The following is a 14,141-nucleotide window of genomic DNA, read 5'->3' on the forward strand; positions in this document are numbered from 1 at the left end:
CGGCACGGCCTCGCGGGCGTCGCCTACAGCTCGGCGAGCGTGCCCTCGTACATCTTGTCGATCTCGCCGGCGAAGTTGGTCTCCACGCTGCGGCGCTTGATCTTCAGCGACGGGGTGACCTCGCCGTCCTCGATGGTGAGGTCGCGGGGGAGGATCGTCACCTTCTTGATCGTCTCCCAGCGGTTGAGCTTGGTGTTCAGCTCGGCCACGTAGCCCTCGACCATCTCCCGCGCCTCGGGGGAGGTGACGATCTCGGTGTAGTCGCGCCCCTCCAGCGGGGTGCCGGCGGCCCAGCCCTTGATCGCGTCCGGGTCCAGGGTGACCAGCATGGTGCAGTAGTTGCGGGCCTGGCCGATCACCACCGCCTGCGAGGTGTACGGGCAGACCGCCTTGAACATGCCCTCGATGTGCGACGGCGCGACGTACTTGCCGCCGGACGTCTTGACCAGGTCCTTCTTCCGGTCGGTGATGCGCAGGTAGCCGTCGTCGTCGAGGGTGCCGATGTCGCCGGTGCGGAAGAAGCCGTCGGCGGTGAACGCCTCGGCGGTCTCCTGGGGCAGATTGTGGTAGCCGCGCATGACCGGACGACCGCGCATCAGGATCTCGCCGTCGGTGTCGATCCGGCACTCCAGGTCGCCCATGGCCCGGCCCACGCTGCCGATCTTCAGGCCGCCGGGCGGGTTGACGAAGGCGCCGGCGCTGGTCTCGGTGAGACCGTAGCCCTCGGAGATGGGCAGGTTCGCGGCGGCGAAGAACGTGGCGATCTCCTTGCTCAGCGGCGCCGCGCCGGAGACCAGCACCCGCATCCGGCCGCCGAGCCGGGCCTGGAGCTTGCTGAAGACGAGTTTCTCGGCGAGCGCGTACTTCAGCCGCAGGCCGGCCGGGACCGGCTTGCCGGCCTGCTCCAGCGCGACCTTCTCCTTGCCGACCGCGACGCCCCAGGCGAAGATCTTGGCCTTCGCGCCGCCGGCGCCCTGCGCGGTGGTGACCGCCTTGTTGTAGACCTTCTCGAAGACCCGGGGCGCGCCGCACATGAGCGTCGGGCGGACCACGCCGAGCAGCTCGACCAGCTTGTCCACCCGGCCGTCGACGTAGGTGGGCAGGCCGACGTGGGTGGCGCCGCAGAGCAGCGTCTTGCCGAACGAGTGGGACAGCGGCAGCCACAGGTACTGCAGGTCGTCGACCCGCAGCAGGCCCAGCTCGGCCTGCGCCACGCCCTCCCAGCACCAGCCGCCGTGCAGCAGCTCCACGCCCTTCGGGCGGCCGGTGGTGCCGGAGGTGTAGATCAGGGTGGCCAGATGGTCCGGCCCGATCCCCGCGACCAGCATGTCGATCAGGTCGGGCTCGGCGGCCAGCGCGGCGGCTCCGCGCTCCTCCAGCTCGGCCAGGGTGAGCTGGGGTACGCCGGCGGCCGGGTCGGGCGTGCCGTCGAAGAGCACCACGTGGGTCAGGGCCGGCAGCTCCGCGCCGGCGATCTTCGCCGCCTGGGCGGCGTTCTCCGCGAACAGCACCCGCGACCCGGAGTCGGCGACGATGTAGACCGCGTCGTCGGGTTCGGTGGTCGGGTAGACGGTGGTGGTGGCCCCGCCGGCGCACATGATGCCGAAGTCGGCGAGCACCCACTCCAGCCGGGTGTTGGCCAGGATCGCCACCGGGTCCTCCAGGCCGACACCGAGCCCGTGCAGCCCGGCCGCGATCGCCTTGGCGCGCTGCCCGACCTGCTCCCACGTCAGCCAGACCGGGCCCGAGTCGTCGGGTGCGGGGTGGGCGAACGCCTGCCGGTCGGGGGAATCCGCCACGCGCTTGAGGAACATGTCGGGTACGGAACGGTACGGTACATCGAGAGCCATCGCTGTAGCCGCCTTCAGGGTGGAGGGACGTGACGGGGGTCACGCCGATCTGCGGTTACCGAAGGGTATTGCCTGCACCGGGGCAGCGGCTAGCCCCGGCCGACGCGTACCATGCCGGTCCCGCGTCCTGGAACCCGGCTCAGGTGTAGCGGGCGGCCGCGCGGGACCAGTCGTACGTGGCCCGGATCCAGTCCCGCCGGGTGTCCAGGAACGCCCGCACCCCGTCGTCGGCCGCGCCCGCCAGCGCCGCGTCCCGCTCCGCGTAGGTGGCGAGGGCGGTGTTGAACCGGGCCGCCGCCGCGCGCAGCGCCGCCGGCTCGTCCTGCCCGTTCTCGCCCGCGATGGTGGTGACCAGGTTGTGCGCCTCCGGGGCGACGCCGCGCTCCTTGCCGTAGGAGAACAGGTCGTTGCACCAGCACACCAGGTCGGTGGCGAGGGCGTCCAGCGCGGCCAGCGCCGGCTCGGACCGCTGCGCCGCACCGGTCCGGGGCGTGCGCGCCAGGTCGGTCACGGTGAAGCTGGGGCGTACGCCGCCGGTGTGCCGGCGCATCTGCGTGTACTCGGCCACCCCGGGCACCCGCCGGTGCTCCCGGTTGGCCGCCTCCCACAGCAGCGCCAGCAGGTATTCCCGCAACTGGCTGACCAGGCGCAGCAGCAACGCCGGCTGACGCTGCCCACGGACCCGTCGGCACAGGTCGTCGAGCGCGACGGCGAGCGGCCCGGCGTCGCTCGGCGCGGGCGCGTCCGGGTCGCCGTGCCGGTCGAGCACGGCCAGCAGCGCCGCCACGGTCGGGGCGAGCCGGGTGGGATCCGCGCCCAGGCCGTCGTCGTCGCAGGCGTCGTCCATCACGAACAGCCAGTTGATCAGATCGGTCAGCAGGCGCAGGCCGTCCGGGGACGCCTGCGGGGACGCCCGTCCGGCCAGTTCGGCGGCGTGCGCGCCGGCCAGTCGGCGTCGTCCCGCCGGGTCGTCGACCAGGCCCAGGTCACCCACCCAGCCGGCGCTCTCCCGCGCGATCCGCTCGACGTCGGGGTGCCGCCGCGCCGGGAAGGGCGGCTCGTGCAGCGCCGAGAGCGCGAAGCCACGCATCGGTTCTGTCCCCTGTCCGCCGCCGGCGGGGGTCGGGCGGCGGGCAGGAGCGTACGGCAGGCTCGATCGGTCACCGTCGTTGGGTTGTGCAATTTCCACCTGGCACGGTGACCCGCCGCGCACGCTCGGTCAGAACCCCAGTTCGGCCGCGCGCAGCCGGTCGGCCCGCTCGACCGGGCCGTCCACCTGGACCCGGGCCACCCGCTGCCGGCCGGTGAGGAACAGGACGAGTTCGCCCGGCGCGCCCACCACCCGCAGTCGCTCGCCGCCGCGCCCCGCCCGCAGCTCGCCGTGACCGGGCGCCTGCACCAGCACCTCGGCCGGGAAGCGGCGCAACGCCATCCGGGCCAGCAGGCCGACCCGCTTCCAGAGCACCCGCTGCTGCCCCGCCGGCAGGTCGCGCGGGTGCCAGCCGGGCCGGGCCCGGCGGACGTCCTCGTGGTGGATGAAGAACTCCAGCCCGTTGGCCAGCTCGTCGGTGAGCGGATTGCTCACCGGGCTCCACAGCGGCGGGCGGCGCACCCGGGCCACCAGCTCCGGGTAGGGCCCGGCGGCGATCCGCCGGCGGACCGACTCGCCGTGTCCGCGCAGCGGCGGCAGCAGGATCCCACCGGCCGCGTCCGGCCGGCGCTCACGCACCAGCAGGTGCGCCGCCAGGTCACGGGTGGTCCACCCCTCGTTGACCGTCGGCGCGTCCGGTCCCAGTTCCAGCATCAGATCGGCGAGCGCCTCGCGCTCCGCCCGGGCGTACCGCGGCATGGCCCGATCGTAGGCCCGGGCGGACCGATCGGCGCGCCGTGGCCGGCGCGGCGGCGGCGACCGGCCGACCACGCGGCGTGGTCCGCCCAGGTCCGCCGAGGAACGTGACGGCGGACATATCCCCGGCGGGTCGGCGGACCTGGCGGGGTGCGGTAAGGATGGGGGAGAAACGGGCGGCTTACGGCGGGGGAGAGCGTGGCGAGCGGGACAAGTCGGGACGTGCTCGGCAGAGGGCTACGGGTGCTCGGCCGGGCGATCCGGGAGCAACCGCGCATCTTCGCGGTGGCGGTGACCGGCAGTGTGCTCTTCGGCCTCCTCGTGATCGCCAGCGCGTACGTGGTCGGCGGCGTGGTCGGCGAGGTGGTGGTGCCGGCGGTCGAGCGCGGCGAGGTGGGCGGCGGGGTCCTCGCGCTCGCCGCCGCGGCGCTGTTCGGCATCAGCGTGCTGCGGGTGGTCGGCATCTTCGGTCGGCGACTCGGCGCCGGCTACATGCAGTACCGGCTCCAGGCCGCCTACCGCCGCCGGGTCACCCGCCGCTACCTGGACCTGCCGCTGGCCTGGCACCACCGCAACTCCACCGGCACGTTGCTGTCCAACGCCAACTCCGATGTCGAAGCCGCCTGGTATCCGATCGCGCCGCTGCCGTTCGCGGTCGGCACGCTGGTGATGCTGGTCGGCGCGGTGGCCTCGCTCTTCGTCACCGACTGGGCGCTCGCGCTGGTCGGCCTCGCCGTCTTTCCCGCGCTGTTCGCGCTCAACGTGGTCTACTCCCGTCGGATGGCGCCCCGCCAGGCCCGGGCCCAGCGCCTGCGCGCCGAGGTCAGCGGCATCGCGCACGAGAGCTTCGACGGCGCGCTGGTGGTCAAGACCATGGGCCGGGAGGCGCAGGAGACCGCCCGTTTCGCCGCCCGCGCCGGCGACCTGCGCGACGCGCTCATCTCGGTCGGTCGACTGCGCGGCGTCTTCGACCCGATGCTGGAGACGCTGCCCAGCCTCGGCACCCTCGCCGTGCTGGTGGTCGGCGCGATCCGGCTGCGGCAGGGCGCGATCACGGTGACCGAGCTGGTCAGCGTGGCGTTCCTGTTCACCGTGCTGGCCTTCCCGGTGCGGGCCATCGGTTGGGTGCTGGCCGAGCTGCCGCGCAGCGTCGCCGGCTGGGACCGGGTCCGCCGGGTCCTCGACACCACCGGCGAGATGCCCTACGGCGAGGTCGCGTTCGACCCGGCCACCCGCACACCGGCCACGCTGGGCTTCGACGACGTGCACTTCGGGTACGAGCCGGCCGAGGCGCACCTGCCCGGCGCCGAGGTGCTCGGCGAGGTGACGTTCACCGTGCCGGCCGGGAAGACCGTCGCACTGGTCGGGCCGACCGGGGCCGGCAAGTCCACCATCGCGTCGCTGGCCGTGCGGCTGGTCGACCCGGGCTCCGGCCGGGTCACGCTCGACGGCGTCGACGTGCGGGAGTTGACCGCCGCGTCGCTCGCCGCGACCGTGGCGCTGGTGGCCCAGGTGCCCTTCGTCTTCGACGACACGGTCCGGGCCAACATCACGCTCGACCGCGACGGCATCGGCGACGACGAGGTGTGGGCGGCGCTGCGGCTGGCCGAGGCGGACGGGTTCGTCGCCGCCCTGCCGGACGGACTGGACACCATGGTCGGCGAGCGCGGCACCTCGCTCTCCGGCGGCCAGCGGCAGCGGCTGACGCTGGCGCGGGCGCTGGCCGGGCGGCCCCGGCTGCTGGTGCTCGACGACGCCACGAGTGCCGTCGACCCGCGGGTCGAGGCGGCCATCCTGGCCGGCCTGCGGACCCCCGGTGACGGCGGCGCGTCGGCGTCGATCCTGGTCGTGGCGTACCGGCGGGCCACCATCGCGCTGGCCGACGAGGTGATCTACGTGGAGCAGGGCCGGGTGGTGGCCCGGGGCACGCACACCGAGCTGCTGGCCACCGTGCCCGGCTACGTCGACCTGGTCACCGCGTACGAGCAGGCCGAGCAGGAGCGCGAGCAGAAGCGCACGTACGACGAGGTCGCGCCGGTGCCCTCCGGCCTGGAGATGGAGGTGGACCGGTGAGCGCGAGGAGTGCAGCGAAGCGGAGCCCCGCAGTCGCGAACGAAGGGCGGGCCCGGTGAGCGCGAGGAGTGCAGCGAAGCGGAGCCCCGCAGTCGCGAACGAAGGGCGGGCCCGGTGAGCGCGAGCGCGACCACGGCCGAGGCACGGACCGAGTCGACCTGGCGGACGCTGCGGCGCGGGCTGGCGCTCTCCCCGGAGCTGAAGACCGGGCTCGCCGGCACGCTGGCGCTGGCCCTGGTCTACATGATCGGCCGGGTGGCCGTGCCGGTGGCGGTGCAGCGCGGCATCGACCACGGCATCGTCGGCGGGCTCGACCTGGACGTCATCTCACTGACCGTGACGATCACGGCCGCCGTGCTGGTGGTGACGACCGCCTGCGGCTATCTGATGATGCGCCGGCTGTTCACGGTCAGCGAGACCGCGCTGGCCGGGGTGCGCACCCGGGCTTTCCGGCACGTGCACGACCTGTCCATGCTGCACCAGCAGTCGGAGCGGCGTGGCTCGCTGGTCTCCCGGGTCACCAGCGACGTCGACCAGATCACCCAGTTCCTCCAGTGGGGCGGCGTGATCCTGATCGTGAACCTGGGGCAGCTGCTGGTCACCACCGCCGTGATGCTCGCGTACTCCTGGCAGTTGACGCTGGTGGTGCTCATCGCGTTCACGCCCGCGGTGCTGATCATCCGGTCGTTGCAGCGCCGGCTGGCCGGCGCGTACGGGCTGGTCCGGCAGCGGACCGGCACGCTGCTCGGCGCGATCGGCGAGAGCGTGGTGGGCGCCCCGGTGATCCGGGCGTACGGGATCGCCGGGCGCACCGCGCGGCGGCTGGACGCGGCGATCGACGGGCAGCGGCTGGCCCAGCAGCGGGCGATCCGGATCAGCATCCTGGGCAGTTCGGTCGGCGAGCTGGCCGCCGGCCTGGCGCTGGCCGGGGTGGTGGTGGTCGGGGTCAACCTCGGCGTCGACCGGACGCTGTCGGTCGGTCAGCTCACCGCGTTCCTGTTCCTGGTCACGCTCTTCATCCAGCCGGTGCAGATCGCCACCGAGGTGCTCAACGAGGCGCAGAACGCGATCGCCGGCTGGCGTCGGGTGCTCGACGTGCTCGACGTCGCCCCGGACGTGGCCGACCCGGGCACGCAGGGGCGGGACCTGCCGGCCGGTCCGCTGGACGTCCGCTTCGCCGGCGTGACGTTCGCCTACCCGGGCGGCCCGCCGGTGCTGCACGACGTGACGCTGGACATCCCGGCGAAGAGCCGGGTGGCGGTGGTGGGCGAGACCGGCAGCGGCAAGACCACCTTCGCCAAGCTGCTCACCCGGCTGATGGACCCGAGCGAGGGGGAGGTGCTGCTCTCCGGCGTCGACCTGCGCCGGGTGCGCTTCGACTCGCTGCGCACCCGGGTGGTGATGGTGCCGCAGGACGGCTTCCTGTTCGACGCCACGGTCGGGGAGAACGTCCGCTTCGCCCGCCCCGACCTGACCGACGAGCGGCTCACCGCCGCCTTCACCGAGCTGGGCCTGGCCGACTGGCTGGCCGGCCTGCCGGCCGGGCTGGACACCCCGGTGGGGGAGCGCGGCGAGGCCCTCAGCGTGGGTGAGCGGCAGCTCGTGGCGCTGGCCCGCGCGTACGTCGCCGACCCGGACCTGCTGGTCCTCGACGAGGCGACCAGCGCCGTCGACCCGGCCACCGAGGTACGCCTGCAACGCACGTTGGACGCGGTCACCCGGGGCCGGACCACGCTGGCCATCGCGCACCGGCTCTCCACCGCGCAGGCCGCGGACGAGGTGATCGTGGTGGACCGGGGCCGGATCGTGCAGCGCGGCCCGCACGACGAGCTGGTCCGCGACACCGACTCGGTCTACGCCCTGCTCTACGCCTCCTGGCTGGAACAGACCCGCTGACCTGTCACCCGGAACGCCCGCGATCTTGCATTTTCGGCCCCCGGTAGGGGTGGATCGTCCCCTTTCGTCCGGGCAGCAAGTGCAAGATCGGCGCGGGGGACGGGTCAGCCCCCGTCCAGCGGGCCGGTGAGGTAGCGCTGGACGGTCGGGCCGATCGTGGCGGCCAGGGTGTCCGGCGTCGCGGACGCGACCGGTTCCAGGCGGATCACGTAGCGCATCATGGCCAGGCCGGCGATCTGGGTGGCGACCAGCGCGCCCCGCAGCGGCACCTCGGCCGGGTCGAGGTCGAGCCGGTCGACGACCCGGCGCAGGATCTGCGTGGTCAGGAACTCGCGCAGCAGGCGGGCGGTCCACTGGTTGCTCACGGCGGAGCGGAGCAGGGCCACCGCGGCGGTCCCGGCCGGGGAGTCCCAGACGCCCAGGAACGTGCGGACCATTCGTTCGCCGACCTCGTCCCGGCCCCCCGCCAGCACCCGGGGCACCAGCTCGGCCGGGTCGATCGGGATCGCCATCGCGGCCCGGAACAGGTCCTCCTTGGTGCCGAAGTAGTGGTGCACCAGCGCCGGGTCCACAGCGGCGGCGGCGGCGACCGCCCGGATCGGGGTGGCGTCGAAGCCGCGCTCGGCGAAGGCGGCCCGGGCGGCGGCCAGGATCGACTCCCGGGTGTCCGGGTTGCCGGGCCGCCGGCCGGTGCGACGTGGGCTCATCCGCTGCGCCGGCGCAGCGTCGCGGCGGCCAGCACCAGCGCCGCCACCGCCGCGCCGGCCACGATCGCCACGTCGCGCCACATGGTGCCGGTCGGCTCGGCGTGCGCGCCGACCTCCTGCAAGGCCTCGACCGCGTACGACAGCGGCAGCGCGTCGCTGACCGCCTGGAGCCAGCCGGCCATCTGCCCGCGCGGCACGAACAGCCCGCACAGCAGCAGTTGCGGGGCGACCACCACCGGCATGAACTGCACGGCCTGGAACTCGGTGCGGGCGAAGGCCGAGCAGAACAGACCGAGCGCCACGGCCAGCACCGCGTTCACCCCGGCGATCAGGACCACCAGCCACGGACTGCCGGCGGTGTCCAACCCGAACACCTGGTAGGCCACCAGCGAGGCGACGGTGGACTGCACCACCCCGGCCAGGCCGAACGCGATGCCGTAGCCGAAGAGCAGGTCGAGCTTGCCCAGCGGGGTGGTGAGCAGCCGTTCCAGCGTGCCGGTGGTGCGTTCGCGGAGCATGGCGATGCTGGTCACCAGGAACATGATGATGAACGGGAAGAAGCCCAGCATGATCAGCGCCACCCGGTCGAAGGTGCTCGGCGCACCGGGTGGGGTGGGCTGGTCGACGTACATGAAGTAGACCAGGGTGAGCAGCACGACCGGCACCACGACGAGCAGCGCCACGGTGCGCCGGTCGTGCCGCAGTTGGCGCAGGATCCGCGCGACGGTGGCGGTCAGGATCTTCGGGTTCACGCGCCGGCCTCCTCGCTGCTGCGGATCAGGCGCAGGAACGCCTCCTCCAGGTCGTCCACGCCGGTGGCGGCGCGCACCGCGGCCGGGGTGTCGTCGGCGACCAGCCGCCCCTCGCGGATCAGCAGCAGCCGGTCGCAGCGTGCCGCCTCGTCCATCACGTGGCTGGAGACCAGCAGCGTGGTGCCGGCGGCGGCCATCGCGTGGAACCGGGCCCAGAGGTCGGCCCGCAGCACCGGGTCCTGGCCCACGGTGGGCTCGTCCAGCACCAACAGCTCCGGGTCCCCGACGAGGGCGCAGGCCAGCGAGGCGCGGCTGCGCTGACCGCCGGAGAGCGTGCCGACCAGTTGCCCGGCCGCCGCGGCCAGGCCGACGTCGGCCACCGCCCGGTCGGCCTCGGCGTGCCCCCGGCCGTGCAGCACGGCGAAGTAGCGGGCGTTCTCCCGCACGGTCAGGTCGGCGTAGACGCTGGGCGCCTGCGTCAGGTAGCCGACCCGGTGGCGCAGGTCGGCCGATCCGGCCGGACGGCCGAGCACGTCGACCGCGCCGGAGCGCACGCTCTGCACCCCGACGACGGCGCGCATCAGCGTGGTCTTGCCACTGCCGCTGGGTCCCAGCAGCCCGGTGACCGTGCCCCGGGGCACGGCGCAGCTGATGCCGTGCAGCACCCGCCGTTTGCCGCGCTCGATCACCAGGTCACGGACCGACACCGCGTCGTCCATGTCCGCCTCCGATAAGTCATCAACCGTTGAAATCAACGCTAGATGAATTCTTCCGTCCGGTCAACGGGCTTGACTTCGAGCGGACTCGAACTGGAAGCCTGGACCGGTGGACATCGGTATCCGGGAGAAGAGCCTCAGCGTGGGCGAGGCGGCGGAGCGGGTCGGCCTGACCACCTACACGCTGCGCTGGTACGAGCAGGAGGGGCTGGTCGCCCCCGTCGGGCGGGACTCGGCGGGTCGGCGGCGCTACACCGACGACGACGTCAGTTGGCTGTTCCTGCTCACCCGGCTGCGCCGCACCGGGATGCCGGTGCGGGACATGCGCCGCTACGCCGAGCTGGCCCGGCAGGGTGATCGCACGCTCGGCGCGCGGCGGGCGCTGTTCGAGGCGCACCGGGCCCGCGTGCTGGCCCGGATGGCCGAACTGACCGAGGACCTGACGGTCCTCGACCACAAGATCGACGCGTACCGGAGGGCGGAGGAGGAACTGGGCTGAAGTCGCCCAGTAGCGGACACCCGGTCCGCCATCGGGCATTGCGCCGAAGATCGGACTTCCGGCACCATGTCGCGGTGGGTCCCGCTTCGTTGCCCGAGTCCGGATTCCTCGACGAGTGGGCCGCCCGCCTGCGGCAGGCCGCGGACCGGCCGGTCGTCGGGATCATGCTGCGTGGCAGCCACGCCCGGCGGGCCGCCACCGAACACAGCGACGTCGACGTGGACGTGCTCGTCGCGGCCGACGACGACCGCGCGGTCCGCACCCCCGGAACCACCGCCCCGGCCCGCCCCGCCGGCCCGTACGCGGCCCGCCGCGCCTACCTGACCGAGTTCGACGGCCGGCTGGTGCACGTCTCGGTGGCCGCCCGGGACGTCCGCTCCTGGGTGCACCGGCTCGGTCAGCCCGCCGACTGGGCCTTCGGGCTGCCCGTCACCGCGCCCGCCCGCCTGCTCTGGGCGGTGCCCGAGTGGCGTCGCCGGATCGACCTGCCGGTGCTCTGCCAGCCCGCCGACGAGCCGCGCCTGGAGGAGCTGATCGCCACGCTGGGCAAGGTGGCCGGCGCCCACTGGGCCGACGACCCGGTCGGCGTCCGGCTGGCCGCGGCCGACCTGGCCCGGCTCTGCCCCTCGGTGCTGCGGCTGGCCAACCCGTCGGTGCGGGTGGTGTCCCGCCGGGCCGCCCTGACCGCCGCGCTGGACCTGCCGGTCGCGCCCCCCGGCTACCGGACGGACATGCTGCTCTGCCTCGGTCTGCGCCCCGCCGACCCGGCCGAGGTCGGCGCCGCCGCCGGCCGCCTGGTCCGCGGGATCCTCCCGCTGGTCCGCCCGTACGCCGGGGAGATCGCCGAGGTGGCCGGCACGGACCTGGCCGAGGCCCTGGTCGACGGCCGGGTGGAGCGCTACCTGCGCCAGTTGGGCCGGGCGCTGGACCCGGTCGGGCCCGTCCCCCGGGACACGTCGGCGGTGCCGACGCCGCGTGCGGGAGAATGGTCAACCGTGCCCGCCTCTGACGCGCCGGTGACCGGCGCCCCCGCCCGCTCCGGCGGCGCCGCGGCCCCCGGCCCGGCCCGCCCCTCCCGGCTCGACCCGGCCATCGCGGCCAAGCTGCGCCGCACCCCCGACGGCCTGGTCGCCGCCGTGGTGCGCGCGCACGACTCGGGTGAGGTGCTGATGGTCGCCTGGATGGACGACGAGGCGCTGCACCGCACGCTCACCACCGGCCGGGCCACCTACTGGTCGCGCAGCCGGGGGGAATACTGGGTCAAGGGCGCCACCTCCGGCCACCACCAGTACGTCCGCTCGGTGGCGCTGGACTGCGACGGCGACGCGCTGCTGGTCAGCGTGGAGCAGGTCGGCGCGGCCTGCCACACCGGGCACCGCACCTGCTTCTTCACCGACCTGCCGGTCAGCTCGCCGGAGGCGACCCCGTGACCGACGGCGCGCTCACCCCGGACCGGACCACCTTCGCCGAGCTGGCGGCCCGCTGGCGGGTCGTGCCGGTGACCCGGCGGCTGCTCGCCGACGCCGAGACCCCGGTCGGGGTCTACCGCAAGCTCGCCGGCGGGCCGGGCACGTTCCTGCTGGAGTCCGCCGAGCAGGGCGTCGGGGCGGCCGGGACCGCCTGGTCGCGCTACTCGTTCATCGGCGTACGCAGCGCCGCCACGCTCACCGAGCGGGACGGCGCGGCCCACTGGACCGGTACGCCGCCGGCCGGCGTGCCCACCACCGGCGACCCGGTCGCCGTGCTCCGGGAGACCGTCGCCGCGCTCGCCGGCCCGGCCTGGGACCCGGCCGGCGACATGCCGCCGCTCACCGGCGGCCTGGTCGGCTACCTCGGCTACGACCTGGTCCGCCGGTTCGAGCGGCTGCCCGAGCTGACCCGCGACGAGCTGGACGTGCCCGAGCTGGGCATGATGCTCGCCACCGACCTGGTGGTGCTCGACCACTACGAGGGCTCGGCGATCCTGGTCGCCAACGCGGTCCTTCCGCCGCCGGACGCGCCCGACCGGGACGAGCGGGTCACCGCCGCGTACCACCACGCGGTGGGCCGCCTCGACGCGATGACCACCGCGCTGTCCCGTCCGATTCCGCCCATGGTCGCCACGGTCGGCCGGCCCGGCGTGGGCGAGGTGGTGAGCCGGACGCCGGAGGGCGGATACCCCAGGGCGGTGGAGGCGGCCAAGGAGGCGATCCGGGCCGGTGAGTGCTTCCAGATCGTGCTCAGCCAGCGTTTCGAGCGTCCCACCGACGCGGACCCGCTCGACGTCTACCGGGTGCTGCGCACCACCAACCCCAGCCCGTACATGTACCTGCTGCGCTTCGACGGCTTCGACATCGTCGGCTCGTCCCCGGAGGCGCACCTCAAGGTCAGCGGCGGGCCGGGCGGGCGGCGCCGGGCCCTGCTGCACCCGATCGCGGGCACCCGCCCGCGCGGCGGCTCGCCGGAGGGTGACGCCAAGTTCGCCACCGAGCTGCTGGCCGACCCGAAGGAGCGCGCCGAGCACGTCATGCTCGTCGACCTGGGCCGCAACGACCTGGGCCGGGTCTGCCGGCCGGGCACCGTGGAGGTGCCGGAGTTCGCCACCATCGAGCGCTACAGCCACGTCATGCACATCGTCTCCACGGTGGTCGGCGAGCTGCGGGAGGACCGCACCGCGTTCGACGCGCTGGCCGCCACGTTCCCCGCCGGCACGCTCTCCGGCGCGCCCAAGGTCCGCGCCATGGAGATCATCGAGGAGCTGGAACCGGTCCGCCGTGGCGTCTACGGCGGCACCGTCGGCTACTTCGCCTTCGGCGGCGACCTGGACATGGCGATCGCCATCCGCACCGCGCTGATCCGCGACGGCCGCGCCTACGTGCAGGCCGGCGCCGGGGTGGTGGCCGATTCCGACCCCGCCGCCGAGGAGCAGGAGACCCGGAGCAAGGCCGCCGCGGTGCTCGCCGCGATCGCCGCCGCCGAGACGTTGCGGCCGGCCCGATGAGCGCGTCCGGCACGGCCGCGACCGGCGCGCCCGCCGCGCGGGGCCGGCGCGAGCTGGCGTACGCGGTGCTGCTCTGCCTGGCCGGCGCGGGCCTGGCCTGCTGGGCGGTGACCCGGACCTGGTCGGTCGAGGTGACCACCCGCGGGTCGCTGCCGCCCGGGCGGCCGGGCCGCACCGGCGCGGAGCTGCTGCCGTGGGTGTCGGCGCTGGCCTGGGTCGGGCTGGCCGGCGGCGGCGCGCTGCTGGCGACCGGGGGGCGGCTGCGCCGGGTGCTGGGCGCGCTGTTGGCCGGCATCGGCCTGGCCGTGGCGCTGGGCGGTGGGATCGGGCTCGCCGAGTCGGGGGTGAGCCGGCACTGGCCGGCGCTGGTGCTGGCGGGCGGCCTGGCCCTGGCCGCCGGTGGCGCGTTCGCGGCGCTGCGGGGCGGCGGGTGGCCGGCGATGGGCGCCCGCTACGAGCGGCGGGCGGCGTCGTCGTCGGCCGCACCGGGCGGCGCCGAGCGGCCGGCGGTCGAGCGGGGCGCCCGGGACGCGTGGGACGCGCTGGACCGGGGCGAGGACCCGACGGTCAGCTGACCGGCTGGGCCTCGCGCGCGTCCCGGCGCTCACGGGCCGCGGCCCGGGCGGCGGCCAGCTCGGCCACCAGCCGCTCCAGCTCCCGACGCTGTGCGGCCCGGGCGCGATCGGCGCAGACCGCCTCCCAGGCGTTGCCCCGGGCGGTACGGGTGCGGCCGTCGCCCGCCACCGCGCGTTCCAGCGTGTGCACCACGCCGACGGCGAGGGAGGCGACGGTCCGGGAGATGGTGGTCAGGCCCATGGTCTG

13 protein-coding genes and 1 pseudogene are annotated in these 14,141 nt (G+C 74.7%); 7 read left to right on the forward strand and 7 right to left on the reverse strand.

Annotated elements, in window-relative coordinates; genetic code table 11:
* Positions 1 to 23: 23 nt before the first annotated feature.
* The 3 genes from COO58_RS28950 to COO58_RS28960 form a co-directional block, all read right to left on the reverse strand.
* Positions 24 to 1,850: a long-chain fatty acid--CoA ligase gene (locus COO58_RS28950; RefSeq protein WP_098748072.1), complete on the reverse strand. Its 1,827-nt coding sequence runs from the start codon at positions 1,848 to 1,850 to the stop codon at positions 24 to 26.
* Positions 1,851 to 1,989: 139 nt separating this feature from the next.
* Positions 1,990 to 2,940, reverse strand: a complete 951-nt coding sequence (locus tag COO58_RS28955; RefSeq protein ID WP_091573312.1) for a terpene synthase — start codon at positions 2,938 to 2,940, stop codon at positions 1,990 to 1,992.
* Positions 2,941 to 3,069: 129 nt separating this feature from the next.
* Positions 3,070 to 3,699, reverse strand: coding sequence for a TIGR03085 family metal-binding protein (locus COO58_RS28960; protein ID WP_091577206.1), 630 nt, complete (start codon positions 3,697 to 3,699; stop codon positions 3,070 to 3,072).
* A 195-nt stretch (positions 3,700 to 3,894) separates the two neighbouring features.
* On the opposite strand from COO58_RS28960, the gene COO58_RS28965 reads away from it, so the two are divergent.
* Together COO58_RS28965 and COO58_RS28970 are read left to right on the forward strand one after the other, a co-directional pair.
* Complete coding sequence (locus tag COO58_RS28965) at positions 3,895 to 5,769, forward strand: ABC transporter ATP-binding protein (protein ID WP_176559010.1); 1,875 nt, start codon at positions 3,895 to 3,897, stop codon at positions 5,767 to 5,769.
* A gap of 114 nt (positions 5,770 to 5,883) precedes the next feature.
* A complete protein-coding gene (locus COO58_RS28970; RefSeq protein WP_091573314.1) occupies positions 5,884 to 7,665 on the forward strand; it encodes an ABC transporter ATP-binding protein in 1,782 nt (593 codons plus the stop codon).
* A 104-nt stretch (positions 7,666 to 7,769) separates the two neighbouring features.
* Here the strand turns inward: COO58_RS28970 and COO58_RS28975 are convergent, their stop codons facing one another.
* The 3 genes from COO58_RS28975 to COO58_RS28985 are packed head-to-tail and all read right to left on the reverse strand — an operon-like array spanning position 7,770 to position 9,843.
* Positions 7,770 to 8,372: a TetR family transcriptional regulator gene (locus tag COO58_RS28975; RefSeq protein ID WP_091573315.1), complete on the reverse strand. Its 603-nt coding sequence runs from the start codon at positions 8,370 to 8,372 to the stop codon at positions 7,770 to 7,772.
* Positions 8,369 to 9,124 carry an ABC transporter permease gene (locus COO58_RS28980; RefSeq protein ID WP_091573316.1) on the reverse strand — a complete coding sequence of 252 codons (756 nt, stop codon included), beginning with the start codon at positions 9,122 to 9,124 and terminating at the stop codon, positions 8,369 to 8,371. The genes COO58_RS28975 and COO58_RS28980 overlap by 4 nt, the downstream gene beginning before the upstream one ends.
* Positions 9,121 to 9,843, reverse strand: a complete 723-nt coding sequence (locus COO58_RS28985; protein ID WP_098748075.1) for an ABC transporter ATP-binding protein — start codon at positions 9,841 to 9,843, stop codon at positions 9,121 to 9,123. The genes COO58_RS28980 and COO58_RS28985 overlap by 4 nt, the downstream gene beginning before the upstream one ends.
* 106 nt (positions 9,844 to 9,949) lie before the next feature.
* Here COO58_RS28985 and COO58_RS28990 point away from each other — a divergent pair, with 106 nt between their 5' ends.
* The 5 genes and pseudogenes from COO58_RS28990 (at position 9,950) to COO58_RS29005 (ending at position 13,894) form a co-directional block, all read left to right on the forward strand.
* Positions 9,950 to 10,339, forward strand: coding sequence for a MerR family transcriptional regulator (locus tag COO58_RS28990; protein WP_091573318.1), 390 nt, complete (start codon positions 9,950 to 9,952; stop codon positions 10,337 to 10,339).
* A 164-nt stretch (positions 10,340 to 10,503) separates the two neighbouring features.
* Positions 10,504 to 11,154: pseudogene (locus tag COO58_RS31075) on the forward strand (phosphoribosyl-AMP cyclohydrolase); the annotation flags it as partial.
* 180 nt (positions 11,155 to 11,334) lie between these two features.
* Positions 11,335 to 11,769, forward strand: coding sequence for a phosphoribosyl-AMP cyclohydrolase (gene hisI, locus COO58_RS31080; RefSeq protein WP_369700233.1), 435 nt, complete (start codon positions 11,335 to 11,337; stop codon positions 11,767 to 11,769).
* The gene (locus COO58_RS29000; protein ID WP_098748077.1) at positions 11,766 to 13,319 is read left to right on the forward strand and encodes an anthranilate synthase component I; all 1,554 of its coding nucleotides are present in this window, start codon (positions 11,766 to 11,768) and stop codon (positions 13,317 to 13,319) included. Before hisI ends, COO58_RS29000 begins: the two co-directional genes overlap by 4 nt.
* Entirely contained in the window at positions 13,316 to 13,894 is a 579-nt protein-coding gene (locus tag COO58_RS29005; RefSeq protein WP_098748079.1) for a Trp biosynthesis-associated membrane protein, read from the forward strand. Before COO58_RS29000 ends, COO58_RS29005 begins: the two co-directional genes overlap by 4 nt.
* Here the strand turns inward: COO58_RS29005 and COO58_RS29010 are convergent.
* On the reverse strand, positions 13,887 to 14,135 hold the full coding sequence (locus COO58_RS29010) for a hypothetical protein (RefSeq protein ID WP_172968087.1): 249 nt from the start codon (positions 14,133 to 14,135) through the stop codon (positions 13,887 to 13,889). The two genes, COO58_RS29005 and COO58_RS29010, sit on opposite strands and share 8 nt — an antisense overlap.
* Positions 14,136 to 14,141 lie beyond the last annotated feature (6 nt).

This window comes from Micromonospora sp. WMMA1996, from assembly GCF_002573675.1.
GTDB classification, from domain to species: domain Bacteria; phylum Actinomycetota; class Actinomycetes; order Mycobacteriales; family Micromonosporaceae; genus Micromonospora; species Micromonospora sediminicola.

Bases quoted from the DNA above. Each gene is read 5' to 3' on its own strand.
- COO58_RS28950 (WP_098748072.1), bottom strand. From the start codon at position 1,850: ATGGCTCTCGATGTACCGTACCGTTCCGTACCCGACATGTTCCTCAAG.
- COO58_RS28955 (WP_091573312.1), bottom strand. From the start codon at position 2,940: ATGCGTGGCTTCGCGCTCTCGGCGCTGCACGAGCCGCCCTTCCCGGCG.
- COO58_RS28960 (WP_091577206.1), bottom strand. From the start codon at position 3,699: ATGCCGCGGTACGCCCGGGCGGAGCGCGAGGCGCTCGCCGATCTGATG.
- COO58_RS28975 (WP_091573315.1), bottom strand. From the start codon at position 8,372: ATGAGCCCACGTCGCACCGGCCGGCGGCCCGGCAACCCGGACACCCGG.
- COO58_RS28985 (WP_098748075.1), bottom strand. From the start codon at position 9,843: ATGGACGACGCGGTGTCGGTCCGTGACCTGGTGATCGAGCGCGGCAAA.
- COO58_RS29005 (WP_098748079.1), top strand. From the start codon at position 13,316: ATGAGCGCGTCCGGCACGGCCGCGACCGGCGCGCCCGCCGCGCGGGGC.
- COO58_RS29010 (WP_172968087.1), bottom strand. From the start codon at position 14,135: ATGGGCCTGACCACCATCTCCCGGACCGTCGCCTCCCTCGCCGTCGGC.